22 protein-coding genes are annotated in these 26319 nt (G+C 63.5%); 16 read left to right on the top strand and 6 right to left on the bottom strand.

Going from position 1 to position 26319, the window contains the following annotated elements:
- Window positions 1-395 precede the first annotated feature (395 nt).
- The 5 genes from IPF76_RS19300 (at window position 396) to IPF76_RS19280 (ending at window position 6791) form a co-directional block, all read left to right on the top strand.
- A complete protein-coding gene (locus tag IPF76_RS19300; RefSeq protein ID WP_293847227.1) occupies window positions 396-2156 on the top strand; it encodes a poly-beta-hydroxybutyrate polymerase N-terminal domain-containing protein in 1761 nt (586 codons plus the stop codon).
- 2 nt (window positions 2157-2158) lie between these two features.
- A complete protein-coding gene (locus IPF76_RS19295; protein WP_293847225.1) occupies window positions 2159-3577 on the top strand; it encodes a bifunctional enoyl-CoA hydratase/phosphate acetyltransferase in 1419 nt (472 codons plus the stop codon).
- Between the two features lies 1 nt (window position 3578).
- Window positions 3579-4796 carry an acetate/propionate family kinase gene (locus IPF76_RS19290; RefSeq protein WP_293847223.1) on the top strand — a complete coding sequence of 406 codons (1218 nt, stop codon included), beginning with the start codon at window positions 3579-3581 and terminating at the stop codon, window positions 4794-4796.
- Window positions 4768-5541, top strand: coding sequence for an enoyl-ACP reductase FabI (fabI, locus tag IPF76_RS19285; protein WP_293847221.1), 774 nt, complete (start codon window positions 4768-4770; stop codon window positions 5539-5541). Before IPF76_RS19290 ends, fabI begins: the two co-directional genes overlap by 29 nt.
- A 161-nt stretch (window positions 5542-5702) precedes the next feature.
- Window positions 5703-6791: a phospholipase A gene (locus IPF76_RS19280; protein WP_293847219.1), complete on the top strand. Its 1089-nt coding sequence runs from the start codon at window positions 5703-5705 to the stop codon at window positions 6789-6791.
- 882 nt (window positions 6792-7673) lie between these two features.
- Here the strand turns inward: IPF76_RS19280 and IPF76_RS19275 are convergent.
- The 5 genes from IPF76_RS19275 to IPF76_RS19255 are packed head-to-tail and all read right to left on the bottom strand — an operon-like array spanning window position 7674 to window position 14489.
- Entirely contained in the window at window positions 7674-8798 is a 1125-nt protein-coding gene (locus IPF76_RS19275) for an ABC transporter permease (protein ID WP_281824808.1), read from the bottom strand.
- 1 nt (window position 8799) lies between these two features.
- Window positions 8800-11574, bottom strand: coding sequence for a ribosome-associated ATPase/putative transporter RbbA (rbbA, locus tag IPF76_RS19270; RefSeq protein ID WP_293847411.1), 2775 nt, complete (start codon window positions 11572-11574; stop codon window positions 8800-8802).
- Window positions 11571-12659 (bottom strand): HlyD family efflux transporter periplasmic adaptor subunit, encoded by a 1089-nt coding sequence (locus IPF76_RS19265; protein WP_293847216.1) that lies wholly within the window; start codon window positions 12657-12659, stop codon window positions 11571-11573. Before IPF76_RS19265 ends, rbbA begins: the two co-directional genes overlap by 4 nt.
- Window positions 12656-14071, bottom strand: a complete 1416-nt coding sequence (locus tag IPF76_RS19260; RefSeq protein ID WP_216313498.1) for an efflux transporter outer membrane subunit — start codon at window positions 14069-14071, stop codon at window positions 12656-12658. The genes IPF76_RS19265 and IPF76_RS19260 overlap by 4 nt, the downstream gene beginning before the upstream one ends.
- 55 nt (window positions 14072-14126) lie before the next feature.
- On the bottom strand, window positions 14127-14489 hold the full coding sequence (locus IPF76_RS19255) for an SDR family NAD(P)-dependent oxidoreductase (protein WP_216313496.1): 363 nt from the start codon (window positions 14487-14489) through the stop codon (window positions 14127-14129).
- 68 nt (window positions 14490-14557) lie between these two features.
- Between IPF76_RS19255 and IPF76_RS19250 the strand changes: the two genes are divergently transcribed.
- The 4 genes from IPF76_RS19250 to IPF76_RS19235 all read left to right on the top strand — a co-directional run bounded on the left by IPF76_RS19250 (window position 14558) and on the right by IPF76_RS19235 (window position 18100).
- Window positions 14558-15334: a TetR/AcrR family transcriptional regulator gene (locus IPF76_RS19250; protein WP_293847213.1), complete on the top strand. Its 777-nt coding sequence runs from the start codon at window positions 14558-14560 to the stop codon at window positions 15332-15334.
- Between the two features lie 277 nt (window positions 15335-15611).
- The gene (locus tag IPF76_RS19245; RefSeq protein WP_293847211.1) at window positions 15612-15908 is read left to right on the top strand and encodes a hypothetical protein; all 297 of its coding nucleotides are present in this window, start codon (window positions 15612-15614) and stop codon (window positions 15906-15908) included.
- A 256-nt stretch (window positions 15909-16164) separates the two neighbouring features.
- Window positions 16165-16922 (top strand): IS5 family transposase gene (locus IPF76_RS19240; RefSeq protein WP_216313493.1). Its coding sequence is split into 2 segments (ribosomal slippage): window positions 16165-16504 and window positions 16504-16922, totalling 759 coding nucleotides; the frame shifts between segments, so codons are not numbered across the junction.
- A gap of 77 nt (window positions 16923-16999) precedes the next feature.
- Window positions 17000-18100 carry an IS630 family transposase gene (locus tag IPF76_RS19235; protein WP_216313491.1) on the top strand — a complete coding sequence of 367 codons (1101 nt, stop codon included), beginning with the start codon at window positions 17000-17002 and terminating at the stop codon, window positions 18098-18100.
- Window positions 18101-18187: 87 nt separating this feature from the next.
- Here IPF76_RS19235 and IPF76_RS19230 read toward each other — a convergent pair whose 3' ends face one another.
- Window positions 18188-19444, bottom strand: a complete 1257-nt coding sequence (locus IPF76_RS19230; RefSeq protein ID WP_293847208.1) for an IS701 family transposase — start codon at window positions 19442-19444, stop codon at window positions 18188-18190.
- A 136-nt stretch (window positions 19445-19580) separates the two neighbouring features.
- Between IPF76_RS19230 and IPF76_RS19225 the strand changes: the two genes are divergently transcribed.
- The 7 genes from IPF76_RS19225 to IPF76_RS19195 all read left to right on the top strand — a co-directional run bounded on the left by IPF76_RS19225 (window position 19581) and on the right by IPF76_RS19195 (window position 26178).
- Window positions 19581-20006: an organic hydroperoxide resistance protein gene (locus tag IPF76_RS19225; protein WP_183613239.1), complete on the top strand. Its 426-nt coding sequence runs from the start codon at window positions 19581-19583 to the stop codon at window positions 20004-20006.
- Window positions 20007-20016: 10 nt separating this feature from the next.
- Window positions 20017-20508, top strand: a complete 492-nt coding sequence (locus tag IPF76_RS19220) for a MarR family transcriptional regulator (RefSeq protein WP_183613240.1) — start codon at window positions 20017-20019, stop codon at window positions 20506-20508.
- A 40-nt stretch (window positions 20509-20548) separates the two neighbouring features.
- Entirely contained in the window at window positions 20549-21181 is a 633-nt protein-coding gene (locus IPF76_RS19215; protein ID WP_183613241.1) for a glutathione S-transferase family protein, read from the top strand.
- Window positions 21182-21352: 171 nt separating this feature from the next.
- Window positions 21353-21988 carry a TetR/AcrR family transcriptional regulator gene (locus IPF76_RS19210; RefSeq protein ID WP_293847203.1) on the top strand — a complete coding sequence of 212 codons (636 nt, stop codon included), beginning with the start codon at window positions 21353-21355 and terminating at the stop codon, window positions 21986-21988.
- Between the two features lie 34 nt (window positions 21989-22022).
- A complete protein-coding gene (locus tag IPF76_RS19205; protein ID WP_253204243.1) occupies window positions 22023-23666 on the top strand; it encodes an MFS transporter in 1644 nt (547 codons plus the stop codon).
- The gene (locus tag IPF76_RS19200) at window positions 23663-24808 is read left to right on the top strand and encodes an HlyD family secretion protein (protein WP_183613244.1); all 1146 of its coding nucleotides are present in this window, start codon (window positions 23663-23665) and stop codon (window positions 24806-24808) included. Before IPF76_RS19205 ends, IPF76_RS19200 begins: the two co-directional genes overlap by 4 nt.
- Entirely contained in the window at window positions 24808-26178 is a 1371-nt protein-coding gene (locus tag IPF76_RS19195; RefSeq protein WP_293847199.1) for an efflux transporter outer membrane subunit, read from the top strand. Before IPF76_RS19200 ends, IPF76_RS19195 begins: the two co-directional genes overlap by 1 nt.
- Window positions 26179-26319 lie beyond the last annotated feature (141 nt).

The raw sequence follows: 26319 nt of genomic DNA, 5'->3' as shown, positions 1-26319 counted from the left end.
CCAAAATGTCTGCCGGGAAAGGGTTTCACGCTAGCCGCCACCCCGACAACAGATCGTGATAAGCTTGGGCGCGCCTGAGTTGACGTCTGGCACCGATCGCGGGGCCGGACGGCCGAGATCTGTGTTCCAGCGACGACAAGGACTCCACCGCTTCAGGTGAGCAGCCGCCGAGCCAGTCAATGGACTTGCGCAATATCTAACCTTTGCAGTACCGTTTTGCAGTTGCGAAGGCACGATTCGCTTCCCGCGCTGTGTCATGCTCTCCGCCATGTGTACGAATATAAGATATGTTCCCCGACGGGTGGGTGCCGCAGCATGCGGTGTGGGGCATCTACGTAATGCACTTGCGCTTGTGCAGCCTCAGTACCGATGCGATTTTTGTCAGGAGTTCTAAGATGGCAGCCGCGCATTCACACCAGGACGCGTCCGATCCGCTCGACGGCATCGCCGAAACCCTTGATCGGGCCGCTATCGCAAGCCTCGCGCAGATCACACGCGGGCTCTCGCCGGCGACGATATTGCAGGCCTTCTCCGATTGGGCCATGCATCTCGCCTTCTCACCGGGTACCCAGTTGAAGCTGGCGGCTAAGACCGGGCGAAAGTTCGCACGCCTCGGCGACTACGCTGCCCGTAGCATCGGCGACGATGACGCCGCCCCGGCGATTGAGCCCTTGCCTCAGGATCGTCGCTTTTCAGATCCGGCATGGAACAAAGCGCCGTTCAGCCTTATCAGCCAGGCGTTCCTGCTCAACCAGCAATGGTGGCACGCGGCAACAACCGGCATTACCGGTGTGACCAGGCACCATGAGGATATGGTGTCGTTCGGCGTGCGACAGATCCTCGATACGATGGCGCCGAGCAATTTCGTCATGACCAATCCCGTCCTTCAGCAGCGGATTGTCGAGACCCGCGGGCAATGCCTTGCGGATGGTGCAAGACTGCTGGTCGAAGATATGCAGCGAATGATGCGGGGCGAGCCACCAGCGGGGACCGATGCCTTCACGGTCGGTGAGGCTGTTGCGGTGACACCGGGCAAGGTCGTCTATCGCAACGACCTGATCGAACTGATCCAATATGCGCCGACGACTGGAACCGTACGGCCCGAGCCGATCCTGATCGTGTCAGCCTGGATCATGAAATATTATATTCTCGACCTGTCGCCGGAGAACTCGCTGGTCCGCTGGCTGACCGGGCAGGGCTTCACGGTCTTCATCATCTCCTGGCACAATCCCGTCAGCGCCGACCGTGATCTAGACATGGAGGCCTATCGGCGTTTGGGACCGATGGCAGCGCTCGACGCGGTCACGGCGATCACGGGATCGCCGGCGGTACATGGCGTTGGCTATTGCATCGGCGGGACAATGCTGTCGATCGCCGCGGCCGCGATGGCGCGCGACGGCGATGAGCGGTTGGCGACGGTCACGCTGTTCGCCGCGCAGACCGAGTTTAGCGAGCCGGGCGAACTTGGCCTATTTATCGACGAGGCGCAGCTCAACGTGCTCGAGAATATGATGTGGAGCAAAGGCTATCTCGACGGCGCGCAGATGGGCGGCGCATTTCAGATCCTGCGCTCCAACGATCTTGTCTGGTCGCGGATCCTCAATACCTATCTGATGGGGGAGCGGGAACCGATGTCGGACCTGATGGCCTGGAACGCCGACGGCACGCGAATGCCCTACGCGATGCACAGCCAGTATCTGCGCCGCCTGTTCCTCGACGACGATCTTGCCGAGGGACGCTACAAGGTCGATGGGCGGGCGATCAGCCTGTCCGCGCTGCGCAAGCCGATGTTCGTTGTCGGCACCGAGCGCGACCATGTCGCGCCGTGGCATTCGGTCCACAAGATCCACATGCTGAGCACTGCCGAGATCACCTTCGTGCTGACCAGCGGCGGCCATAATGCCGGTATCGTGTCGGAACCTGGACATAAGGGGCGCCGCTATCATATCCTCACCCGCGAAGCTGATGCTGCCGCCCTCGACCCGGACGATTGGGTGATCCGCGCGCCGGTTCGGGACGGTTCCTGGTGGGTCGCCTGGGGCGAATGGCTGGGCGAGCGCTCAGGCGAACCAACTGCGCCACCGGCAATGGGCGCGCCGGACAAGGGCTACCCGGTCCTCGAAGACGCGCCTGGCCGCTTCGTGCTCGAGCACTGAGCGTGAACAGTCCCGACATGATCGAGAACCGCACGTTCGACGAGATCGCTGTAGGCGACACCGCGAGCGTCATCCGCACGCTGCGCGAGGAGGACATCCAGCTGTTCGCGCTCGTCTCGGGCGACGTGAACCCGGCCCATCTCGATACCGATTATGCGGCGACCCACCTATTCCACCGCGTGATCGCCCATGGCCTGTGGGGCGGGGGGCTGATCTCGGCCGTTCTGGGCACCGAGTTGCCGGGACCGGGCGCAATCTACCTCAGCCAGTCTTTGCGCTTCACCCGGCCGGTGGGCCTGGGCGACGCCATCACAACCTCAGTGACCGTGACCGAAAAACGATCCGAGCATCATGTGCTTTTGCTCGATTGTCGCTGCGTCAACCAGAATGGCGCCGAGGTCATCACCGGCCAGGCCGAGGTCAAGGCGCCGACTGAGAAGGTCCGCCTTCCGCGCATCGCGCTGCCAGACATTCGCATCTCCGACCATGACGGCTACCGCAAGCTGATCGAGCTCACCAGAGAATGCACGCCCGCGCCGACCGCCGTGGCCCATCCGTGCTCCGCCGCCGCCATCGTGGCGGCTGTCGACGCAGGCGAGGCTGGCCTTATCGTGCCAATCCTGGTCGGCCCCGAAGCGCGAATCCGCGCGGCGGCGGAGGACGCGGGGAAAGACATCTCCGCCTACCGGATCGTCCCCGCGCCGCACAGCCATGCCGCTGCTGCGGCAGCGGTTGCCCTGGTCCGTTCGGGCGAGGCCGGGCTACTGATGAAGGGGTCGCTCCACACAGACGAGTTGATGGCGGCCGTGGTTTCCTCGACGACCGGTCTCCGGACGGAGCGGCGCATCAGCCATGCCTATCTTATGGATGTGCCTGACCATCCGACGCCGCTCATCATCACCGACGCCGCGATCAACATCGAGCCGAGCCTTGAGGAAAAGGCGGACATCATCCGCAATGCGATCGACCTCGCGCACGTCATCGGCATCGAAGTACCCAAGGTCGCGATCCTGTCGGCGGTAGAAACGGTCAATCCCTCGATCCGATCGACGATCGACGCCGCCGCGCTTTGCAAGATGGCGGATCGCGGCCAGATTACCGGCGGGGTGCTCGACGGGCCATTGGCATTCGACAATGCGATCAGCGAAGCGGCGGCGAAGGAGAAAGGCATCTTCTCTCCCGTCGCGGGCAAGGCAGAGATCCTCGTCGTGCCGAACCTCGAGGCGGGCAACATGCTCGCCAAGCAGCTGACCTTCCTCGGCGGAGCGGATGCGGCGGGTGTTGTCCTGGGCGCACGAGTGCCGATCATCCTCACAAGCCGCGCGGATTCCCAGCGAACCCGGCTTGCTTCGTGCGCCGTTGCCGTCCTGCTGGTTCGCGCCGCCACCAAGGCGGCGCCGGGCCTTCAGGGGACCGGCTGACATGGAGGCAGTCGTCAGCCTCAATTCCGGCTCGTCGAGCATCAAGTTCGCACTGTTCACCCTGGGACCGGACGGGCCGCAACATGCGGCCGTCGGCAAGCTCGAAGGAATCGGCACTGCCCCCCATCTCGTCGCTCGCGACGCCAATGAGGTCATCCTGGTAGACAGGGGCTGGGACAATGGCGCAGCGCTTACCCATGAAGCCCTGCTTCACGACCTGTTCGCGTGGGCGGGCGATCACCTGCCCGATCACGACATCGTCGCGGCCGGGCATCGCGTCGTCCATGGCGGGACCGAGTTCTTCCGTCCACTGTGCGTCGATGATGCGCTGCTCGCCGCGCTGGACGCATTGTGTCCGCTCGCGCCTCTTCATCAGCCCCACAATCTGGCTGCCATCCGTGCCATCCGCACGCTCGCCCCCGAGCTGCCGCAGGTCGCCTGCTTCGACACCGCCTTCCACCATGAGCTACCGGAAGTCTCGACCCGCTTCGGGCTGCCACGCGCACTGCACGACAAAGGTATTCGGCGGTATGGGTTTCACGGCTTGTCCTATGAATATATCGCCCGCGCACTCCGCGAGGCCGATCCGGTTCTCGCATCTGGTCGCGTGATCGCCGCCCATCTCGGCAATGGCGCCAGCCTCTGCGCGATGCGGGACGGCCTCAGCATGGACACCACCATGGGCTTCACCGCGCTCGACGGGCTGCTGATGGGAACGCGCTGCGGCACGATCGATCCCGGTGCCGTGCTTCATCTTCAGACCCAGGAAGGTATGACCGCGCCGGCTGTCGAGGCGCTGCTCTACAAACAGTCCGGGCTGCTCGGCGTGTCCGGCATATCCAGCGACATGCGCGCGCTTCACATGAGCGACGACCCACACGCCGCCGAGGCTATCGAGCTCTTTGCCTGGCGCGCGGCGCGCGAAGCCTCGGCCCTCATATTGTCGCTCGGCGGCATCGACGGCATCGTCTTCACGGCCGGCATCGGCGAAAATGATTCCGTTATCCGCTCGGCGATCTGCGAGCGATTGGCCTGGCTGGGCATCGCCATCGATGCGCAAGCCAATACGCGCAATGCGCCCGTCATCAGCATGGCGGACAGCGAGATCATCGTTCGTGTCATTCCGACCGACGAGGAACGCGTGATCGCCATTCACGCCTCGCCGCGCTCGTTCCTGCAGGAGATGCCTCATGAAGCCGCTGGTCGATCTTGCCGGTAAGCGCGGCCTCGTCGTAGGCATCGCCAACGAACACAGCATCGCGGCCGGCTGTGCCGAGGCGTTCGCGCAGTGCGGGGCCCGGCTCGCCGCAACCTATCTCAACGCCAAGGCGGAGCAATATGTGGCGCCGGTTGCGGAATGTCTGGGGGTCGAATGGACGGCGCCTTGCGATGTTCGCGTTCCAGGCGAGTTGGAGGCCCTTTTTGAGAAGGTGAGGACGAAGTGGGGCGGCCTCGATTTCCTGCTCCATTCGATCGCTTTCGCGCCGCGGGACGACCTTCACGGCCGAGTCGTCGACTCCTCGGCCGAGGGCGTCGCAATCGCCATGGATGTCTCCTGTCACAGCTTTTTACGGATGGCCCGACTGGCCGAACCGCTGATGCCCGACGGAGGCTGCCTGCTGTGCGTGACCTTCTACGGATCGGACCGGGTTGTGGAGCATTATAATCTGATGGGGCCGGTCAAGGCGGCGCTGGAAAGCGCGACCCGTTACGTTGCCGCCGAACTGGGGTCCAAGGGTATCCGCGCCCATGCGATTTCCCCGGGTCCGATCGCGACGCGGGCGGCGAGCGGCATCGAACGCTTCGACGAGCTGATAGAGCGCGCCGCGGCGGCCGTCCCGGAAGGCAAGCTGGTGGAAGTAGCCGATGTCGGGGCGCTGGCGGCGTTCTTGGTCAGCGATGCCGCGAAGCGAATCACCGGTACGATCATTCCGGTCGACAGCGGTCTGCACCTCCTCGCATGAACGACCGCCATAAAAGACACATGCCGTTCCGGCCGCGCACTGCGGCCATCCTTCTTTCCGCGCTGTGTTCATCTGCCGCGCTTGGTACGCCAACGGTCGAGACGTTCATAAGCGCGATCAGGCCATCGGCTGACGTTGGCGCTGTAGACGTCGATCTTCGTTTGCTGAATGGTGAACCGGCCGCGACCGCGATGACGCTGCCACCGCGGCTCGAGGCCGAAGTTACGATCGATGGCCAAGTCGTACACGCCTGGCTCGAACGATCGTCCGGATCGCCCGCCACTGTGCGAATTCCGGCAGGCGGTTTTTCGCGCGCGCAGTATCGGCTTCGCTTGCCAGCATCGAGCCCTTCACAAAAGCATGCTTCGCTCTCAATCATGGGCTGGGCCGCGCCGCCTGTTGCCTTCGACATTCCTTCAGCGCCTCGTATCGCGCAAGCATATGCCTGCTCTACGGGTCTCGCCTCGGATGCCGGACCGGCGGATGCGAAGGCTGTTGCGCCCGCGCCCAGCGATCGCTCGGCCGGAAACGCCTTCCTGGCCAATCTTTCAGCCTATGAGCCGATCTACGCCGTCTATGGCCCCGGCACGAACACCGAGGCGCGGATCCAGCTCAGCTTCAAATATCAGCTGTTGGGCTATCGCGCGCAGCAGGACAAAGCACGGTCGCTCCCGAACGGTCTCTATTTCGCTTATACGCAGCGAATGTTCTGGGATGTCGGCGCGAAGTCCTCGCCGTTCCGCAATGTCGATTATCAGCCAGAGCTATTCTATCTCTCGCCGCCGCTCACGCTGTCGAGCGGGGCGACGGTCAGCGCGCAGGCCGGCCTGCGGCACGAATCCAACGGCCGCGACGGCACGGCTTCGCGCAGCCTGAACACGGTCTATGTCGCGCCCATGGCCGCTATCCCCCTGAGCGGCGGCTATCGGCTGACGCTGGCGCCGCGGCTCTGGCTCTATGCCGGTGATCTGGGCGACAATCCCGATATTCGCCGGTATCGCGGGAATACCGGGCTCTTTGCCGAGATTGGGAAGGATGACGGACTGCGCCTCTCCACCTCCACCCGCTTCAACTTCGGCAGCGGCAAGGGGTCGGTCGCGGCGGATATCTCCTATCCGCTCAGCCGCGTGCTCGGCGGCGGACCGGATTTCTATCTCTTCGGCCAGAGCTTCGTCGGCTATGGCGAGAACCTGCTCGACTATCACCGGCGAACGACGCGCTTACGCATCGGTGTGGCGCTCGTCCGGTGACCACCGCCGACTGGCGCCTTGACGATGGTGATGTGCCCACGCTTCACCCCAGCGGAGACGGGACGGGGCTCGGCATGGGCGACGTAGCAGCCCGTCTGGTCGGGCGAATGGGGCTGGACGGCGGAGCGCATCCCCTCGATGTTTCGGACCTGGGACGGGTGGATCCAGCCGGTGCGGGGACGCTGCTGCGGTCGATGGCGAACGGCGCGGATGTCGAACTGCTGCCCCAGAGAGGATCTGCGCAGACTGATCGACCTCGTGCGCCCTGCACTTGAGAAGGAAACCCCAGCGGAACAGGGCCTCAAGGGGATGGACAGCTTTTTCGACCGTTCGGTCGCCACGTCGTCCAGTTCGGCGGCGACGTTTACGACATGCTCGATTCACCGTCCGGCTGGTCGTGGCGCTCGGGAAGAGGGTCAGGCACCGGCGCCGCCTGCGCGTGATGCCGCTGGCCACGATGATGCAGGATGCAGGCGTCAACGCGCTCCCGATCGTCTCGCAATGGCTCCAGCGTGATCGCATCGCGGCATTTGAAGATGTTTGTGGACTATAAGGGCTTCGCTGGCGGGACGCCTTGACGCTGTCGGGCTTCCGCGATGGCGAGGGGGCCTGCGGATACCGATACGGATTGAGCGAAAGAAAAGCCGCTCGGCAAGCCGGAGCGGGAGAAGGTCGGTCAACGGGGCAGGGAGGAGCCCGCGTCCGATTACGAACAGCGGCCGATTCGCGTGCCCGGACCTTGATCTGCGTCAAAAGCATCGGTTCGGTGTCGCGAACGGGCTCCCGCTGCCGACTCACGAACTTGACGGGGATCTCGTCTGTCGGGTTCGCCGCTCTGCGCTGTCAGCTAACGGAACGTCAGAGGTAGTCCGGGCGCAATCTTCAGGCCATGGTCCCGATGGTACGGCGAAACCGCGCAAGCGCTACCACGAAGAACACCGCCCCGATCGCAGCGATGGCCAAGAATTGGGGCCAGACGACATCGAGCCCGGCGCCGCGATAGAGGATGGATTGCGCCATCTTGACGAAATGGGTGGTGGGCGCGGCGAGCATCACCGTCTGCACGAACTCCGGCATGCTCTCGCGCGGGGTCATGCCGCCGGACAGCAGTTGGAGCGGCAGCAGCACGAGCATCAACAGCAGCCCGAACTGCGGCATCGATCGTGCGATCGTCCCCATGAAGATGCCGATCGACGTCGTCGCGAACAGGTGAAGTGCCGCCCCGAGAAGGAACAGCGGGATCGATCCCTCGATTGGCACCTTCAATATCCCTTCGACCACCACAATCAGCGCGAAGGCGCAGGCGGCCAGCACGACGAGGCCCATTGCCCAAACCTTGCTGGCCATGATCTCGAGAGGTGTGACCGGCATCACCAGCAGATGTTCGATGGTGCCATGCTCGCGCTCGCGGATCAGCGCGGCGCCGGTCAGCACGATCGAGAGCATGGTGACGTTGTTGATGATTTCCATCACCGACCCGAACCAGCTTTGCGCAAGGGTCGGGTTGAAGCGGGCGCGCAGGGCGAGGTCGACGGGCGAGGCGGCAGTCGCCCGCGTACCCCTCATGAACTCTGACACCTCCCCCTGAACGATCTGCTGGATATATCCGCCGCCGGTGAAAGCCTGGCTCATGCGCGTGGCGTCGATGTTGAGCTGGACGGTCGGCTGCCGGCCGGCGAGCACGTCGCGCTGGAAATCGGGCGGCAGGTCGAGCGCAAAGGTGTAGCGCCCGGCATCCATCGCCGCATCGACCTCACCCAAAGCGAGCAGGACCGGCTGATTGAAATGGGGTGGATAAAAGGCCCCGGTGATTCGGCTGGAGAGCGGGGACTGATCCTCGTCGACGATCGCGATCGGCGCCTTGTTCAGTGTCTCGGGCATGGCCGAGGCCGCCACGTAGATGCCAAGCGAGAAGGCGTAGACAATCAGCACCAGCATCATGGGATCGCGCCAGAGGCTGCGCAGCTCCTTGACGCCCAAACGCAGGATGTTGGCGGCGTGTCGCATCTCAGCCCTCCTGCTTCTTCAACAACAGGACGCACAGTCCAAGCAGCACCGGAACCGCCACTGCCAAAGCCAGCAACGGCTGACCAAGGTCGCCAAAACCAAGGCCCTTGGAAAAGACGCCGCGGCAGATGGTGACGAAGTGCGTCGTTGGGAAGATCCGTCCGACGACCGCGCCGGCGCCCTCAAGGGACGAGACCGGGTTGATCAACCCGGAAAATTGCACCGCCGGCAGGATCGTGCCGATCGCGGTTGCGAACAGTGCCGCGATCTGACTGCGCATGAAAATAGAGAACAGCAACCCGACCGCCGTGGCTGACAAGGTATAGAGCAAGGCCGCGACTGTCATCGCCAGCACATTGCCGGTGATGGGTACGCGGAAGATGAAGACCGCCAGCAAGACCAGCAGCACATAGTTCAGCATGGCGAGCGCGACATAGGGCAGCTGTTTGCCGGCCAAGAACTCGATCCGCGTGATCGGCGTGACATAGAAGTTGATGATCGAGCCAAGCTCCTTCTCGCGTACGACGCTCAGCGCTGTCAACATTGCGGGAAACAACAGCAGCAGGACGGGAATGACCGCCGGGGCAATCGCCACCAGGCTCTTGACGTCGGGATTGTAGCGGTAGCGGGTCTCGATGTTGATGAGGCCCGCCGACGGCCGGGCGCCCAACTCCTGCACCGCCATGTCGCCCAGCCATTGCGCATGCAAGGCTTGGATGTATCCCTGCACGGTCTCCGCCCGCTGCGGCATGGCGCCGTCGATCCACACGCCGATCTGGACCGAATCGCCGCGCCGCAGGTCGCGCGCGAAGCCCGGCGGAATCTCGATCGCGACGCTCAGTTCACCGTCGCGCATGCGCCGGTCGAGCTGCGCGTAATCGGTGATCGGGGATCGTTCGATGAAGTAGCGTGAGCCCGCGAGGTTCAGCGTATAATTCTGGCTGGTGGTCGTCCCGTCGCGATCGAGCACCGCGAATGGGAGGTTCTCGACATCCATGCTGATGCCATAGCCCATGATGAACATCAGGATGACGCTGCCCAGCAGCGCGAGCGTCGCGCGGATCGGATCCCGGCGCAATTCCAGTGCCTCGCGCCGGGAGTAGCTCAGCATCCGCCGGTGGCTGAAGACACGGAAGAAGCGGCTGGTCGCCTCGCTCGGCGCGGCCGACGGCGTCGGCGGGCCGGTGGGTTTCGTGTCGGTTTTCGCCTCCATGCCCTTGCCGGTGTCACCGGCGGCGTCCTCCAGATAAGCGATGAAGGCTTCTTCCAGCGTCGCACTGCCGCGCTGCTCGACGATGGCGGCGGGCGTGTCGCTGACCAGCACCTTGCCCGCATGCATCAGTGAGATGCGGTCGCAGCGCTGGGCTTCGTTCATGAAGTGGGTGGAGATGAAGATCGTCACCTTGTCGTTGCGGGACAGGTCGATCATCATCTGCCAGAACTGGTCGCGCGCGATCGGATCAACCCCCGAGGTCGGCTCATCGAGGATCAGCATCTCGGGATTGTGGATCATCGCCACCGCGAGGCTCAGGCGCTGGCGCTGGCCTAGCGGCAGCGCGTCGGGCAGCGCGTCCATGATGTCCGAAAGCCCGAAACGGGTGGCCATCTCATCGGTGCGGCCGGGGATTTCCGCCGCGGCGACGTGGAACAGCTTGGCGTGTAGTTCCAGATTCTGCCGGACGGTGAGCTCGGAATAGAGCGAGAAGGCCTGGGACATATAGCCGACGCGGCGGCGTATGGCGATGTCGCGGCTGTCGACCTCCTGGCCGAACAGCCAGGCCTCCCCTTCGCTGGCCGGCAGCAGTCCCGTGAGCATTTTCATCGTCGTCGTCTTGCCGCAGCCGTTCGAACCCAGGAAACCGAAGATCTCGCCGCGCTCGATCCGGAAGTCGACATGGTCGACCGCGGTGAAGTCCCCGAACCGCATCGTGAGGCCCTTGGCTTCGATCGCAATATCGCCATCCGCCCCGTGGACGCGGGGCGGGATGGTCACGGGTTTGTGCCCCCGTCGCTGTTCTTCGGGCAGCAGCGCGATGAACGCCTGTTCCAGTCCGTCCGTGCCGGTCCGTGCGTAGAAATCCGCTGGCGTCCCGGTCGCCAGGATCTGCCCCGCGTCCATCGCCACCAGCCACTCGAACCGCGCCGCTTCCTCCATATAGGCGGTTGCCACCAGAACGCTCATCCCCGGCCTTTCGCCGCGGATACGGTCAATGAGGTCCCAGAATTGCGCGCGCGACAGGGGATCGACACCGGTGGTCGGCTCATCGAGCAGCAGGAAGTCGGGATCGTGGATGAGGGCGCAGCATAGCCCGAGCTTCTGCTTCATCCCGCCCGACAGCTTTCCCGCGGGGCGATCGCGAAAGGGCGACAGGCCGGTACTGTCGAGCAGGTCGTTGATCCGGCGCGCACGCTCGGCGGCGTCCTGGCCGAAAAGGCGTCCGAAGAACTCGAGATTTTCGACGACGGAGAGGGTAGGATAAAGATTCTTGCCGAGGCCCTGCGGCATATACGCGATGCGCGGGCATACCGCCTCGCGGTGACGCCGGTCCGCCATGTCTCCGCCGAGCACCTCGACTTTGCCCGACTGGATCTTACGCGCGCCGGCAAGGAGCGAGAACAGGCTCGACTTGCCCACACCATCCGGGCCGATCAATGCCACCATGCCCCCGGCGGGAATTTCGAGATCGACCCCGACAAGCGCCTGGGCTTTCCCGTAACGAAGGCTGACACCCGTGAGACGAGCGGCCGGCGCCTGCGTCGCTGACGGGGTTCTCAGCTGGAAAGCATCCGTCCTTGCGCCACATTGACGGTCAGTTTCGCCGGCCATTCGGCGTCGCGGTCGATCCGCACATAGGCCATGCCGGGCAATCCGGTCTTCACCTGGCGAATGTGGCGATTAAGGAGGGCAGGGTCGATGCGGGCCTTGACGCGGAACATCAGTTTCTGCCGCTCGCTCTCGGTTTCCACGGTCTTGGGCGTGAACTGCGCGACGTCGGCGACAAAGCTGACCTTGGCCGGGATCACGAAGTCCGGCGCGGCGTCGAGCACGATCCTCACCTCGCTGCCCAGGCCGACGCGCCCGGCGACGGTCTCGGGCAGGAAGAAGGTCATGTAGACGTCCGACAGGTTGACGAGATTGAGCACGCGGCCGCCGCCGGCGACGACCTCGCCCGGCTGCGCAATCCGATACTGGACCCGGCCGTCGCTCGGCGCCTTCAGATCGCAGTCGGCGATATCCGCTTGCAGCCGACTGATGGTGGCGCGAACCGCATCGACATTCGAGCGGGCGCCGATGATCTGCGATTGCGCGGTCCTGATCGCCGCATCGACAGCTGCGACTTGCGCGCGGGCAGCCTCGACCGCGGCCTGGGCACCCTCGACCCGCGCCCGATCGTCGTCGCGCTCCTGGACCGGGGTCGCACCCTCGCGCGCAAGTGTTTCCGACCGTGCGAGCCGCTTGCGGGCGGCGTTGAGTTCTGCTTCTCGCTGGCGGGTCGTCGCGAACGCGGCAGCACGCTCGCTTTGCCGTTGCGCCACCTGACTCTCGGCGATCTGAATCGCATTCTGGGCCTGGGCGAGCTGAGCCTCGGCCTCGGCACGCTGCGCTATCAGCACGTCGGTGTCCATGTGCGCGACGACCTGTCCCGCCTTCACGAAATCGCCCTCATCCGCGACGATCTCGCGGATGCGACCGGGCGCCTTGGCGGAGACGTCGATCTCGACCGCCTCGATTCGGCCGTTGCCGCTGACGATCCCCTCGGGAAGATCACCGGGCTTGACCAACTGCCAGACGAGGAACGCTGCGACGACCACAGCGACGGCGATCCCGCCTCGAATGAGCCAGCGTCTGTCGATCTTCATCGTTCCTGTTCCTTCATGACCGCCGCTGTCGGGCTGCGGTCCGCATCATCGGAAAAGCCGCCGCCGAGTGCTACGTAGAGCGCAATACCGCTCGCGAAATAGCCGCGGCGCAGCTGCACGAGCGTTTGCTGCGTATCGAACAGGTCGCGCTGGGCATCGAGCACCTCGAGATAGGCCGAGCGGCCATTCTCGAATCGGAGGTCGGCAAGCCGCGCTCGCTCGGTGAGCGCCGCCAGCATGTCCTGCATGGTGGCGATTTGCGCGGCGAGCTGACGTCGCCGGACGAGCGCGTCGGCGACATCGCGAAACGCCTCCTGAACGGTCCGTTCGTACTCGGCGACCGCGATGTTCCGGCGCGCCTTGGACAGATCAAGATTGGCAGCGTTGCGACCGCCATTGAAGATCGGCAGACTGAGCGTCGGCGTGAACGACCACGCGCTGCTTCCAGACTTGAACAGGCCATCAAGTTCGGTGCTGGCCGTGCCGAATGCGCCGGTCAGCGTGACATTGGGGAAGAACGCCGCACGCGCGGCACCGATATCCGCGTTGGCGGCGCGCAGGCGATGCTCGGCGGCGATGATATCCGGCCGATTATCGAGCAGGTCGGACGGCAGACCAGCAGGAAGCGCGCGGTCGCCGCCGGTTTCCGAAAGGCGCAGCGCACCGGGCGTAATATCGACCGGGTGTCCAACGAGCAGCGCAAGTGCATTGCGGTTGATGTCGCGATCCTGCTCCAGTGCCTGGAGCGCTGTCTGCGCCTGCGCCAGCAAGGTTTGCGCCTGCGTCATCTCGAGCTTCGAGCCCGATCCGACCTCGTAGCGCCGACGCAGGATGCGAAGCGCTTCCTCGCGCGTCTGTATCGTGTCGCGGGCCAGGGCGCTGCGTTCCTCATATTCGCGTTCGAGGAGATAGGCGTTCGCGACCTGCGCGACGAGGCTGGTCGCCACGGCGCGGCGCGCTTCCTCGGAGGCGAGATATTGCTGGCGCGCGGACTCCCGCAGGTTGCGCAGCCGGCCCCAGAAGTCGATCTCCCAGTCGGCGCTGAGCTGCGAATAGATTTGGTTGCCGGTTTCGGAGCGACCGGTGATCGACAGATCGGCGGGGGTACGCCCGCGCGATCCGGTCGCAACCGCGCCGAGTTGGGGATAAAGCGCCGAACCTTCGATACGGAACGCGGCGCGCGCCTCTTCCACGCGTCCGGCTGCGATCCGAATATCGCGATTGTTCGCCAGGGCATCGGCGATCAGCGCCTGAAGTTGAGGCTCCCGAAAGAAATCGCGCCAGCCGATCCGGCCGATCGAACCCGACGTTGCAGTCTGTACCGGGTAGACCGCGGACACAGGCTGTGCCGGACGGACATGCTCGGGCGCAAAGGAGCACCCCGCCAGAGTCGATCCCAGCAGTAGCAACACGAAATGTGCCGCCGGCCATTGGCCCCCTCTTGTCCGCCGACGGGTAATCCTGAAATCAATAAAGGCGTGCTGCACACGATCCCCCTGCTATCCCGCCGTCTGGCCCGAGATCCTGCCACGGTTGATGGGCCGGCCAGACGGCGGCGATGGACAGGCGGTCGCGCGCGACGCCGGCATTGTCGAGGACCGAGGCCAGGCCAACTTCGGATTTGACACTGGCCACACCCTCGCGGCAGTCGGACTCGTCGGCTACATCCCAGCGGAAAACGGCAATCCTCGTCGTATGGTCGAAGCGCGCCGTCGCCTGCTCATTGCAATGAGAGGTCGCGGCGACCAGATGGCCCTCGGTGCTCAACGCGGGCGCGATAGCTTCGCCGATCCCGCGCGTGCCTCCGTTCACCAGTGCGATATTCGTCATTCCCGCCTCTTCGATATCCAGAACCCGCCCAAGGCCATGTTTGCGGAAGGGTCCGGAGGTCTATACGTATGTACACGCAACTGTTCCGTTATGACGCCGCTAGCAAGTTGGAGCAAGTGCTGGCGCAAAAGGGAAGAGAAACGGTGAGACTCATGCGGCATGGAGAGGGGAGCGCCAAAAACAACGCTGGGCCACTGCCCCCGCGTGACCCAAAGGGAGGGAGGCCGACGCGCGAAATGGCGGCGCGTCTCCACGCGCATATCCTCGCCGCTGCGCTCGACCAGTTCGTCAGGCTGGGCGCCGACGGCGCGAGCATGGAAGGTATCGCATCCGCCGCCAACGTCTCCAAGCGGACGCTCTACGCCCGGTTCGCTTCCAAGACAGACCTGCTGGTTTCTGCAATCGAATATGGGGTCGCCAAGCACCTCAAGCCGATCTCGGCAAGCATCCCGGAAGGTTCAGCGCGCGAGAGGTTGCGACACACCGCAATACGGATGCTCGACGCATCGCTGAAGCCCGAAGTCGTCAGCCTCCGTGCCCTGGCGACATGGATCGCGGATCACGAGCCCACGCTGCACGATGCGGTCCAGAAGCTCGTCGTCCATAATCCTGTAGGCGTCATCCAGTCGATTCTGGAAGAAGGCGCTCGCAGTGGCGAATTACGCTTCGCCGATAGCTACTTCACCGCCATGTTTTTCTTTGACGCTCTCGTCAGTATGCCGCGCGACCGTATCCTTAACAGGCTAGGTCTTCAGGATAGGCAACCCGCCAAGCACGCCTATCTTGACCGCACCATCGATCTGATATGGACCGGCGTCGATGCTCTGAAAGGCGCTGGCGCCTAAGATTGCGGCGATCCATGATACGCATCTGCCCTTTCGGGCTGAATTCTTTTCGGGTGACAGGCGAAGATGCAGGACGGTGTCGTGCTGCCCCATATCGCGACGGCTGCCGTCCATGAAGGATCGGCGCATCGCGGATTTCTCAAAGGCTCCGGGGTAGCAAAGGTTCAAGCCTCCCATCGTTCGTTCGCCGCAGGCGATCGCTCAGCGAATAGATAGTTTGCGCAACCCTTACGTGAACAGGATCAGGAAAGTCCCCCGGAAGATGAAGCTTGTCCCGATGACTGCCGCGAACCTGAGCAACGCAGTAACATTGTGGAGCGGGGGGGTGTATTCCAGCGACTTGGCCATCCCGCTTTGTGCCTTCTCGGCAGGACTTGGCGACAAGCGCATCGTTACAACCCTGTGCCCGGGCGGCAAGGAACGCATGCGGCGATTGATGGAAGTCTGGGCCTCGGGACGCCTCGACCTCAAGCCGCTGGTCACGCACCGATTCAGGCTGGATGATATCGAGGATGCCTACGACCTCTTTGCCAATCAGCGTGACGGCGTGTTGAAGGTGGCTATTAAGGCTTGAGCGTTGCCCTGCTGGTGAAAAGGTTTCGGTAATCAGCGTTTTTTGACTGTGGAGCCAGCGCGTCTGATGCCGGATGACCATTGTCGGCGCCTTTCATCGGAGCACAATGCGACCTTTATCCACGAAGCGTATATTTTCCAGATATAGCGCGATGGCACGGGGTTAATGTTATTAGGGTCAAAACCCAATTAGCCTCTTGAAAGCGTGTGCATAGGTTGATTCAATGGGCCTCCAAGCTGGATGGAGGCCCCTGTCGATGTCGCGCTCGTTGTTCTGGTTGTCGGATGAAGCGTGGCTGGCGATCGAGCCTCACTTGCCGAAGAACCAACCCGGAGCGCGGCGGGTGGATGATCGCCGGGTGATCTCGGGCATCCTGCATGTTCTGAAGTCGGGTTGCCGGTGGTGCGACTGCCCTGCGGACTATGGGCCTTCCACGACGATCTACAACCGCTTCAATCGCTGGTCGCGACGTGGGTTCTGGACGAAGCTGCTCGATGCCCTGGCAGAGGCGGGCGCAGTCACGAGAAGCACGGCGATCGACAGCACCTACATCAAGGCCCAGCGTTCGGCGTTTGGCGGAAAAGGGGGCGCCAGACGCAGGCGATCGGCCGTTCTCGTGGCGGCTGGACAACCAAGGTCCATGCCCTGACCGACGTACTCGGCCGGCCTTATGCCTTGATGCTGACCGCCGGCAATGTCAGCGACGTGAAGGCCGCGCCAGCGCTGCTCGAACGTGCCGGCCGCATGCGATATCTGCTCGGCGACAAAGGCTACGACGCCAACAGCTTACGCAAAACCCTCCGCGACAACGGCACCAGCCCTGTGATCCCCGGCAGACGCAATCGCAAGCGTGCCATCCGCTACGACCAACAGCGTTACCGGGGCTGCCATCTCATCGAGAACGCCTTCTGCCGGATCAAGGATTTCCGCCGCGTCGCAACCCGCTACGACAAACTCGCCGCCAACTTCCTGTCAGGCGTGGCTCTCGTCACCGCGCTGGCGTTCTGGCTTTGAATGAGTCTCAGCCCTAGTCATCTGGAACTGAAGTAAGCATCATTGTATATGCTCTTGTCAGACAGGTGGGAACGTTGATGGTGGCGGGTAGACAGGCAGATTTGGTCGTATTGAGTGGCGAGGACCGGACGTTTCTCGAAGCCCAAGTCCGGCGGCACAAAGCGCCGCGGTCGCTCTCGGATCGATGCCGGATGGTTCTGCTGTGTGCAGAGGGACTGCAGAGCAAGGAAGTTGCCCAACGCCTCGGTGTCCACGAGCACACGGTCGGCAAATGGCGGCGGCGGTTCGTGCAGGATGGCATTGAAGGGCTGACCGACGAATATCGTGCAGGTCGCCCACGTACAGTGTCGGATGCGCAGGTTGCTCAGGTGATCGAGCGCACGCTGAACACCACTCCGAAGGATGCCACGCATTGGTCGATCCGTTCCATGGCAGCCGAAGCGGGGCTGTCGCACACTACCATCCGCCGGATCTGGGGTGCATTTGGCCTGCAACCGCACCGGTCCGAGACGTTCAAGCTGTCCACGGACCCGCTATTCGTCGACAAGGTCCAGGACATTGTCGGCCTCTACATGTCTCCGCCGAACCGGGCGGTCGTGCTGTGCGTGGACGAAAAATCCCAGATCCAGGCGCTGGATCGTGAGCAACCGGTCTTGCCGATGGCACCGGGCGTGCCTGAGCGACGCACCCATACCTATATCCGCAATGGCACGACGTCTCTGTTTGCCGCGCTCGACATCGCCACCGGCGCCGTGATCGGCAAGTGCTACAAACGCCACCGAGCCACCGAGTTCCTCGATTTTCTCAAGCGGATCGACGCCGCAATGCCCGAGGGGCCGGACGTCCACCTCGTGATGGACAACTATGCCACCCACAAGACGCCGAAGATCAAGGCCTGGCTGGCGCGCCGCCCGCATTGGCATGTTCACTTCACGCCAACATCGGCGTCCTGGATCAATCAGGTCGAACGGTGGTTTGCAGAGCTGACGCGCAAGCAGCTGCAACGCGGCGTCCATCGATCCACGGCCGAACTCGAAGCCGACATCGCCGCCTTCATCAAAGCACACAATGAAAACCCCAAACCCTACAAGTGGGTCAAATCCGCAGACGAGATCCTCGCCTCCGTCAAACGCTTCTGTCAAAAAACAATGAGCCGAACTTCGGATTCACGTGACTAGCACTACTTTGGCAGATTTTGGTTTGGAGGGTCGGTAGGTCGACGCCCGCAGTGAGGGCATGGTTTGTCCGGCGGTCTGGTAAGGCGGTCAATGATGGCTTGTCTGATTGCTGGCAGGCTCGGTTTCGGTGGAGGGCCTGAGATTCTTTTTCCCCCCTTTGCCCTGCTTGAGCCGGAGTGACTGGAGGAAGGCGAGGGCGATCATGGACATCAGGGCATGTCGGTGCAGGCCTTTCCACGACCGACCTTCAAAGTGGTCGAGGCCGAGTTCTTCCTTGAGTTGCTGATGTGCCTGTTCGCAGACCCAGCGCGCTTTGATGGCGCCGGCCAGTTGCTTGATCGGCGTGTCGGTGGGCAAGTTGGAGAGGTCGTACTTGCGCTCGCCGGTAGAGCGATGTTCGCCGACGAGCCAGACTTCCTCGCCTGGCAAGTGCTGAGCGCCCATATCGTGGATACGCTGCGGTGGCCCGTCTGCTACACGCACACGAACAGCGGCGAAGCGGGCCGAGAGTTTTCCTTTGGTGCCGCGCCGCCAACTGACCTTGCGCCATGGTAGCGTCTCAAGCATCGCCTGCGCCGAGATCGAAGTTATGTCGGGTATTGCGTTCTTTCTCGGGCGCCCCCGAGTGGCGACGGGAAAGACCATGCTGACATCGGCGGGGTAAACCTTCTGTTTGAACGGAATGCCCACAGCCCAAGCGAGGCCACGCCCGCTCAGACCCTGCCGGAAGGTTGCAGAGAGACCGTATCCGGCATCGGCAAGGACACAGCCGAAGCGAACACCGGCGGCACGGACCCTATCGATCTCAGCGAGCGCGATCTCGTGCTTGGTCCGGTAAGGCCGTAGCTCTTCTGGAACCCCGGCGCGATCCAGGCGGGCCGCATCACTCGTCCAGCTCTCCGGCAGGAACAGACGCAAGCCCACCATCACAGGTACCTCGCGCGAGGCCAGCGTCACCGACACCAGCGTCTGGCAGTTGGCATTCTTGCCCAGCGCCGAGGCATACTGTGGGGCAACGCCGACCGACGCATTGCCCTTCTTCGGCAAGGCCGTGTCGTCGATGATCAGCCAGGCATTATCGCCCCCAACTTGCCGGTCGGCCTCAGCAAGCAGCGCCGCCTCCAGCGGAGCTTCGTCCCAGATGCCGCTGCCGACGAAGTGATGAAGTCGGTCGTAGCTGACCTCGTCGTCCCGTGCCGCCATCGGCTGAACACTTTTGCGATCTCCGGGGCCAATCAGGCCCGCAATGTAAGCCGGGCACATCCGTCGGCGCGTCTTGTTCCGCAACGCCGCGGCGAACGGCGAAAGCCATGCCTCGAGTTCGCTCCGCCAGTCTGCTTCCATCGCCAGCCTCCAGAAAAGCCGGCTCTCTATGAATCAGGGATTTTCCTCCTTGGGAATCCCAAAAATCACATTTCTGCCAAAGTAGTGCTAGATGGCTAGCTATATGATGGCTTCATCTTGCAAAAGGACTCCAATCATGAGCGCACTGTATTCTACCAAGGTCACTGCCACCGGCGGGCGTAGCGGACGCATCGCCAGCGACGACGGACTGCTGGAACTCGATCTCGCCGTACCTGCCGCGCTGGGTGGCAAGGGCGGCGCGACCAATCCCGAACAGCTGTTTGCGGCAGGCTATGCCGCCTGTTTCGGCAATGCGGTGATTCATGTCACCCGCACTACCCATAAGATCGCTGATGATGACGTTACAGTAGTCGGCACCGTCTCGATGGCCCCGAATGCCGATGGCGGTTTTGCCCTGTCGGTTGCACTCGATGTCGCGATTGCCGGTGTCGATCAGGATACGGCGGAAACGATCGTTGCGCAGGCACACAAGGTCTGCCCCTATTCCAACGCGGTGCGCGGAAATATCGATGTCGAACTCTCGGTCCGAGCCGAGGCTTAAGGGCGCGCCCATGACGACGGAACGCCATCCGTCGAAGCAGGAGGGGGACGAATTGCTGCGCCTCGATCGCCAGCTGTGCTTCCCCCTATATGCAGCGACCAATCTGATCCAGCGGCTGTACAGGCCGTTGCTGGCACCGTTGGGCCTGACCTATTCGCAATATCTGGTGATGCTGGTACTTTGGGAGCGCGAGCCGGTGACGGTGGGCGACTTGCAGGCGTGCCTGCACCTCGATGTCGGCACGCTCAGCCCAATGCTGAAACGCATGGAGCGTGCCGGGCTGGTCGCGCGCATGCGCGATCCGCAGGACGAACGCCGTGTGCTGGTCACCCCGACTTCCGAGGGCCGGGCGCTGAAGTCTGCAGCGCAGGAGATACCGGGCACGCTCGCGAAGAAGGTCGGGATCGAGGAAGACCGGATCGTCGCCCTGCACGAACTGACCCACGCACTTGTCGGCCAGCTGGGCGAAGCGGCGGAACGGGACAGCCATCCCGCCGCCTGATCATTTCGCGCGCGCCTGCAATTTTGAAGAGGGTTTCCGCATGATCATCGTCCATCATCTTGAAACATCGCGTTCCACGCGCATTCTCTGGCTGCTTGAAGAGCTGGGGATCGAATACGAGCTGCACCGCCATGCGCGGGTCAATGGGCGAGCGCCTGAAAATCTCAAGCATATCCATCCGCTCGGCAAGGCACCCTTCATCGTCGATGGCGATCTGGTGCTAGCGGAATCGAGTGCGATCCTGCGCTATGTCGACGCGCGCTATGGTAATGGGCGGCATTCCCCCCAGGCAGGCACTGCCGAAGGTGCGATGCATGACCAGTGGCTCGATCTGGCCGAAGGGTCCGCCAGCTTCCCGCTGCTGCTGCCATTGCTGGGCCGGATGATGGGCGGGCTGCCCGATGCGATGGCGCAATTCGCTGCGGCGCGGGGCAAAGACGTGCTTACCTATATCGCCGAGGGCGTGGGCAAAGGCTCATTCCTGATGGGCGAGCAGCTGACCCTGGCCGACATGCAGATGGTCTATACGCTTGAAATGGCCAATATGGGCGGGGCGCTCGATAGCTATCCGGCGCTGCAGTCCTATCGGGACCGGCTGCACCGGCAAGCCGGGCTGAAAAAGGCGATCGAGGTCGGCGGTCCGCTCGTTCCGTCTAGCTGGGCGCGCCTTTGAATGCCCGGCAAGCCGCGCCACCGGGTTCAAGCGTGATCCGAGGGATAGAATGGTCGCGCACTCGAGGCGAGGCGTACCCGGCCTTGCATCCGAAACAATAATTAATCACTTGATTAATTAGTCCGCGCGGCTACTTGGCGGGTTCCTCCATGGCGCGCAGAAGGATCGATCATGACACAAACCGCACGCGGACGTGGCCGGCCCCAAACGAACGAAATCGATGCGGCGAAGGCGATCATGACCAGCGCGGTTGCGATATTCGCCGACAAGGGCTTCGATGCGGCCAATCTGCGCGAGATTGCGGAGGCGGCCGGCGTCAACATGGCACTCGTGTCCTATAATTTCGGTTCGAAGCTGGGATTGTGGAAGCGGATCATCGAGGCCGTCGGCCACAGGATAGAAGAGCGACAGGCTTCGCTCGCCCAGGCCACCGGCTTTGGCGATTCAGGTGCGGCCCTTCGTGCATCGATGAGTGCATTTATCGGCTTCATGGACGCCCGGCCCGAGGTGGCGCGCTTCATGATGCGCGACATGGACCACGATCCTGAACGGGCGCAGTGGCTCTACCAGAACGTGACGCGCCGCCTGCTCGACCATTTCCTGCCCCTCATTGAAAGGGCCCGGACGGACGGCTACACCCACGTCCCGCACCCCGAACTGGCCCTCCAGCAATTTGCGTTCGGCACGGCTGTCGGCATCCTGCGGCGTGACCGGCTTGCCCAGAGTTCGCCCGAATTCCTCGACGACGACAGCTTTCGCGCCGCATTGCAGGAAACGCTTGTCGAACCGTTGTTCCGCCGTGGCTGACGCAGTGCGACCAGCGCACCAGGGCGGGGACTATGTGTTCAAGCCGCACGAGCGCCCTTTTCTGGCCGGGTCCCCCGCAACGCCGGATCATCCGGCGCGGCGCAAGCTGGGCTATCTGCTCATCGGGATCTATCTGGCCATCCTCGGCGGGTTCCAGAACGGGCTGCTGCTGGCCAATTTACCGGGGCTTCAGGGCCATCTGGCACTGACATCGGTCGAGGCGGGCTGGGTCACGGTCGCCTACAACATGACCAATGCGTGCATGAGCATTTTGCTGTTCAAGCTACGCCAGCAATTCGGCATCCAGCGCTTCGTCAGGATCGCGATGGCGACGCTGCTGCTGGCCAATTTCGTTCAGCTGTTCGACGCGGGCTACCGGATCGAACTTGTCTCGCGCGGGATTTCCGGCATCGCGGCCAGCGGCCTTTCCACGCTGGGCATCTATTACCTTATGCAGGGCCTGCCGGCGAAGGCCCGGATCGCGGGCGTGCTGATCGGGCTGGGCCTGTCGCAGATCGCCTTGCCGTTGGCGCGTGCCATTTCCCCGGCTCTGATCGCGGGGGGTGACATCACCCATCTGTTCGATCTGCAATTCGCGCTGTCGCTGATGGCGTTCGGCATGGTCTTCATCCTGCCGCTTCCGCCGGGCGAAATCGAAAAGGCATTCGAAAAACTTGATCTCGTGACGTTCCCGCTGCTGGCCATCGGCATGGGCCTGCTATGCGCGTTTCTGGTGCAGGGCAGGATCCAGTGGTGGACAACGCCATGGCTGGGCTGGGCGCTGGCGGGCGCGATCCTGTTGATCGGCGCGGCTTTCCTGATCGAACACAATCGCGCCAATCCCATGCTCCACACCCGCTGGATGACCAGCAAGGACATCGTGATCTTTGCGTCGACGGGCGCGCTGATGCGCGTGTTGCTGTCGGAACAGGGCTTTGGCGCTGGCGGCCTGCTGACCACCGTCGGAATGATCAACGACCAGCTCGTCACCTATTACTGGATCATCACCGGCGCGACCTTTATCGGGCTCGTGGTGCTGATCGCACGGCTGGATACCAGCGATCTGCAACGGCCCTTGCTCGTCGCACTGGCGCTGATCGCGGTGGCCGCGTTTGTCGACACGCAGGCGGGCCTGCTGTCGCGGCCCGAAAACTTTTATTGGACGCAGGCGATGATGGCCTTTGCGGCGATCTATTTCATCGGCTCGGCAATGATGGAGGGGCTGCTGCGCGCATTGGCGCAGGGCATGCAATACATCATCAGCTTCATTGCCGTCTTCTCCCTGTCACAGACGCTCGGCGGGCTTGCAGGGGTTGCCGGGCTGGCGGCGTTCCAGACGATCCGGGCGAAGGTCCACCTGATGGACATAGGCCGGGAACTGACGCTGAGTGACCCCGCTGTAGCCCAGGCGATTCAACTTCGCGCCGCCGCGTATAATGGCACTATCGCCGATCCGGTGCTGCGGCAGGCAAGCGGCGCGGGGCAGCTGGTGCAGCAAGCCGGGCGCGATGCGGCGATCCTGGCTTTCAATGACATGTTTTTTCTGATCGGCATCATCGCTTCCCTCGCATTCGCGGCGATCCTTGCAAAATGGATCTACAACCGCCGCCGGGGGATCAACCCGCTGGCCAAAGAGCTTGAGGCGCTGGCATCGATCATGGGCGGAGCAAAAGAATGAACGACGACAACGCCGACCGGGAACCGACCGCGACACCCGCCGGACCTGCGGCTGAAACCGGCGCTGCCGACGCGGCGCCGACGCAGGAAAACCCGGAAGGCTGGGCGCCCGAACGATCGCGCAAAAAGACAATCTTCTTCGCGGTTGCCATCGTGCTGGGCGCGCTTGCCGCACTCTATGCCTGGCAATTGCCGCCCTTCCGGTCCGACAGCCAGACCACGGACAACGCCTATGTGCGCGGCCAGACCACGATCATCAGCCCGCAGGTTACAGGCTATGTAACCGAAGTGCTGGTGCAGGATTTCGCGCAGGTGGCCGCCGGGCAGGCGCTGGTCCGCATAGACGACCGCATTTATCGCCAGCGCGTGGCGCAAGGACAGGCCGGGATCGCCACCCAAACGGCCAGCCTGGACAATGCGGGACAAAACCGGCGTTCAAGCGAGGCGCAGGTCAGGTTACAGGAGGCGTCGGTGGCCAATGCTCGCGCCCAGCTTGCCAAGGCGCAGGCAGATATGCGCCGGGTCGATGAATTGGCCGACGAAGGTTCGGTATCCTTGCGCGAACGCGACCAGACGCTGGCCGCGCTGCGCCAGGCGCAGGCGGGCGTGACGCAGGCGATGGCCCAGCGCGACATCGCGCGCGAACAATTGCGTTCGGTGAATGTCGGGCAGGGCGGGCTGGAAGCGCAGGTCGAGAATGCGACAGCGTCGCGCGATCTCGCACAGATCGATCTCGACAACACGATCATTCGCGCCCCGCGCGCCGGCAGGCTGAGCGAGGTTGCGGTGCGCGAAGGGCAATTGGTCTCGCCGGGTGCGCAGCTGATGTATCTTGTGCCCGAACGGCTGTGGGTGGTCGCCAATTTCAAGGAAGCGCAGACCGCCGAAATCCGCGTCGGGCAAAGCGCGACACTGGAAATCGACGCGCTGGGCGGGCTTGAGCTAACGGGCAAGGTGCAGAGCGTGTCGCCTGCCGCAGGCAGCGAGTTCAGCGTTATCAAGCCCGATACGGGCGCCGGTAATTTCGTGAAGGTTCCGCAGCGCATCGCCGTCCGCATCCGTATCGATCCGGGGCAGAGGGCGGCCCAGAGACTTGGCCCCGGCATGTCGGTGATTGCCACCGTTCATACAGGAGACCGTTGATGCGCCGGATCGGTCTCCCCCTGCTGAGCCTGAGCCTGTTGGTCGGGTGCGCACCGGCCCTTGCGCCGATACCTGCTGCCAGCACGGTGGCGCCGCCGATGGCATGGCGCACTTCGCTTGAGGGGCGGGCCGAGATCGAGCCGCAATGGTGGAACGCATTTGGCGACCCGGCCCTTGCATGGATCGTGGCGGCGGCACGGGCGAACAATCCCGACATCGCAATCGCATCCGCGCGGGTGCGAGAAGCGCGCGGGCAGGAACGCGCATCGCGCAGCCTGCTGGTGCCCACGCTCGATGGCTCGACCGGGGTGAGCGAGGCGCGCAGCCTGAACGCCTTTGGCACCGCCTCGCGTTCGCTTGGCGTGCAGCCGGCGTTCCAGGCCGCGTATGAGGTGGATCTGTTCGGCCGCAACCGCGCGCAGGTCGATGCCGCCAGCGCCAATACCGCGGCGACACAGGCCGCGCGCGAAGCTGCCGCCCTTGCAGTGACGGCGACCGCCGTTTCGGGCTATATCACCCTGCTGACGCTGGACCGCCGGCTCGAAACCTTGCGCGAAACGCTGGGGGCGCGGGCCGAGGCGCTTAAGATCGCGCGCGATCGCGCCGAAGTCGGCTATACCTCGCAGCTTGAACTGCGGCAGGCACAGGCCGAATATCGCGCGGCGCAGCAACAGATCCCTGCCGTCGAGGCCTCCATCGCAAGGCAGGAAAATGCCTTGTCGCAGCTGATCGGCGAAACCCCGCGTGCCCTCGCGCGGGGCGGAAATTTTGCAGGGCTGCAAACCCCTGCCATCCCTGCCGTGTTTCCCAGCGAATTGACCCGGCGCAGGCCCGATATCGCGCAGGCGGAATTCAATCTTGCGGCCAGCGATGCCCGCATGCGCGCCGCGCGGGCCCAATTTCTCCCCCAGCTGCGCCTTGCCGCCTCTGCTGGTGCGGTGCTGTCGTCCCAGCTGGACGATCCGGTCGGTATATGGTCGCTTGGCGGCAGCATTCTTGCGCCCTTCTTTAGCGGCGGAAGGCTGGAAGGACAGTTCGACGCCGCTACTGCGCAGCGCGATCAGGCCGCCTTTGCCTATCAGCGAACGGTGCTGACGGCATTCCGCGAAGTAGAGGATCAACTGGTCTTGATCGACCGCCTTGGGGAACAGGAACGCGCGCTTGTGGCCCAGCGCGAAGCGGTCGCCGATGCACTTCGCCATGCGACCAATCGCTATCGCGCGGGCTATTCGCCCTATCTGGAGCAGATCGACGCACAGCGTGCGTTACTCTCGGTGGAGCTCGCGATCCTGCAGGTGCGCAGCGATCGCCTGACGGCCCATGTCGCATTATACCAGGCCCTTGGCGGCGCTCCGGAAAGCGAAGCTTGACATGGTTTGGGATGGTCGGGTCCGAAAACCACCCGGCTCCGGGCGCAAAGCTGCCGTACTCAATGCAGCGCGGACGATCGTCAATTTGAGCGCAGGTTACCACCAAGGGATGAACGAAGGTTCCTTGTGGGGAAGCTGCGC

This window comes from Sphingopyxis sp. (assembly GCF_016704835.1).
Taxonomy (GTDB): domain Bacteria; phylum Pseudomonadota; class Alphaproteobacteria; order Sphingomonadales; family Sphingomonadaceae; genus Sphingopyxis.
The sequence above is the reverse complement of the archived record's forward strand: the minus strand, read 5'-3'. Positions and strand labels throughout refer to the sequence as shown.